The 2,547-nt window shown below is 36.2% G+C and carries 2 protein-coding genes and 1 pseudogene; all 3 read right to left on the bottom strand.

Annotation, left to right across the window (positions count from 1 at the left end):
• Positions 1–595 (bottom strand): hypothetical protein (locus ACFIKB_RS09045; RefSeq protein WP_375653416.1); only part of this gene is annotated, 595 nt, incomplete at its 3' end.
• A 1,105-nt stretch (positions 596–1,700) separates the two neighbouring features.
• A pseudogene (locus ACFIKB_RS09040) lies at positions 1,701–2,103 on the bottom strand (YadA-like family protein); the annotation flags it as partial.
• A gap of 187 nt (positions 2,104–2,290) precedes the next feature.
• The coding region (locus ACFIKB_RS09035) for a YadA-like family protein (RefSeq protein ID WP_375636755.1) at positions 2,291–2,547 on the bottom strand (257 nt) is incomplete at its 5' end.

The following is a 2,547-nucleotide window of genomic DNA, read 5'->3' as shown; positions in this document are numbered from 1 at the left end:
ATTTTCCATTTTTATAGCCAGCATCACCGCCAAAAGACTTCGCAATCCCATCGCCCAAACTATAAAGCTGGGAACCATTGACTGCTTGATCTGATCTTGGGCCAACCATATCATCACGAACACCCATAAGAATTCGCGACTCACGAGAACTATTTGCAAAGTCTACTGCAATGCCGTGTGTGTTCGCACCAATTGTAATTGTCCCTGCGCCATTTTGCATAACATACTTATTGGAAACTAATTGATTAATTTTATTATCATATTGATTAAATTTATTATTAATATTCGCATTAACTTCATTCTTCCATCGCTGGAAAGAATCTCCCACACCAGCAAACGCAGAGCCAACATCTCTATACACGTTACCGTCAATCACATAGGTTGGCGCAATACTTTTCAGTATATTTGTACCACCACCAAAATACTTCGCTACATTACCCCACGTATCACAAGCAGAAACAGGAGAAGCATTTGATAAAAAGACAGCTACTGACACTAATGAAAGCGTTCTAATAAAAGGTAATCCATGAGACGAGCAAGAATTTTTTAAATTACTCACCGCTAGCGTGTGTGGTGTGGTATATGTTTTTTTCATCATAAATTCTCCAAGTAAGAAAAATATTAAAAACATTAAAAAGACATATTCCGGTGCTACTAGGCTCCAGGGTTTGTTTTTTTCTTGTTTTATAAAAGATTAGGGTTGTCATAATAAGGAAGAGGACTATCTAAGATATCAATGAGATTGTGGTCGGCGTTGATTGATAGCCCAATTAATAAGGTTTTTATTTCCCCCTTTTACGGAGGATTTTCTTTTTTTAGCAAAGCCTTTAAATTTAAAGGTGAAGAAAGGTGAAAGAAGTGTAAATAAAACATGTTTGTGTACTATTATTAGGTATTGTGTGTTGAAGAGGCAATAAAGGATGTTTATTGCGGAGGAGGATTAGGTTGTTTGCTGAGTGATTTAGAGCATTTTTTGTAGGGTTATTGTGCTTTTGTCGTAAAGATAAGCGAGATATCCCTGAGCTTTAGATGTGTGTCTCTTAAAGCTTTCTGAAATAAGATAATAGTGATTGTGTGATTTCTTCATGATTTACCGCACCCCGCTTTGCGAAAAGATTCTTAGTGTCTTTTAACTAATCCTTTACATTCTTACAGACTTTAAAAAAAATAGCAAGGAAAAAAATGATTTAATTATTTTTTATATAATGCGTCTTGCTGATTCATGAAATAATTCTAAAATTCATAGCCTCATTGTTTACACTTTGGGCTTTTATAAAAGTGCTGGTGTATCGTTATGCTTTAAATACCCCTGTTTTGATCAAAGTGAGCTTATTTAAGCATTCCCGCTGTTGCATACGAAGAAAATAATAAAAATAGTAAAAAATGAGATTTTTTATTTCTTTAAGCATACCCCCCAATCGATATTTCTATTAATAAAATTATAAATCGTACAGTTTTAAAATATTGTGCAATTGCGCGCTCTATTAATTTATATGAAGACATCACTCTGCATTTGTAAATTTTTTTGTTAGAATGCTTCACTGTAACTAAAATCTGTCCCACTAAGATTATTACTACAGAATAACATTGTTATAAAACTTTATAAGTATACTACTCTATGAATTTCTGTGTAAAATATCACTTCTTTATAAAATTTTACCCATCGTCTGATGAGACAAGAGAAAATGCATTTTTTATCGTTAATTCAGCGGTGAGTTTACTCCTGCACTTACCCCAAGTAACTCCCTGCACTCATGACAGATCGGTTAGAGCGAATGAATCCGTCCTCTGATGTATAACCAGCACCAAAGGCAAATGCGGATTGACTGCACCATAAAACCCCGTACCAAATGAAACACTCAACTTCCCTAGTGTATCGTTGTAACGTAAACCTACCACTGCCAAACCAACAGCCGCTGCTTGTCTTGCTTCTTTTCAAACATCTTCAATGGCATAACTCAACGTTTCAAACTTCATATCGGTATAGGATTTCGCCTCGTTAACAGCATTATTGACTATAGTATTGACTTGATCATCCGTATACTTTTTAGCATCATCAAAAACTGTCTTAATCTGCTGCTCACTGTCATGTAACAACCAACCAGCCCCCTCCACGACTTCTGTCAAATTTGCGTAAAACACGCCACTCTTCACACCTTTTCTCTGTTTTATTTTCAATATTAATGCTGGCATTATTATTTGTGGGAACCGTTCTTTTAATCGTGTAACCCTTTTCGCTCCTGTCTTGTATAGACAGGAGCGTTTTTGAAAATAATAGTAGTGAATTTTATTAATTTAGAGTTAAGCTTAATCCCACACCTACACCCCAGCGCCCTCCGGCATTTGTCACAGATAGACTAGAGCGAGTATTTCCATCTTCAGATGTATAACCAGCCCCAATAGCAAATGCAGCCTGATTGAGCCATATACCACTACCAAGTGCAACACTTAACTTTCCTGGTGCATCATTGTAACGTAAGTTGGACACCGCTAAACCAATCGCTGCTGCTTGTCTTGCTTCCTTGCGAACATCCTCAATAGCATAAT

Origin of the sequence: Bartonella sp. MR110HLJHH, from assembly GCF_042194225.1 — a bacterium.
Classification (GTDB): Bacteria; Pseudomonadota; Alphaproteobacteria; order Rhizobiales; family Rhizobiaceae; genus Bartonella; species Bartonella grahamii.
The sequence above is the reverse complement of the archived record's forward strand: the minus strand, read 5'-3'. Positions and strand labels throughout refer to the sequence as shown.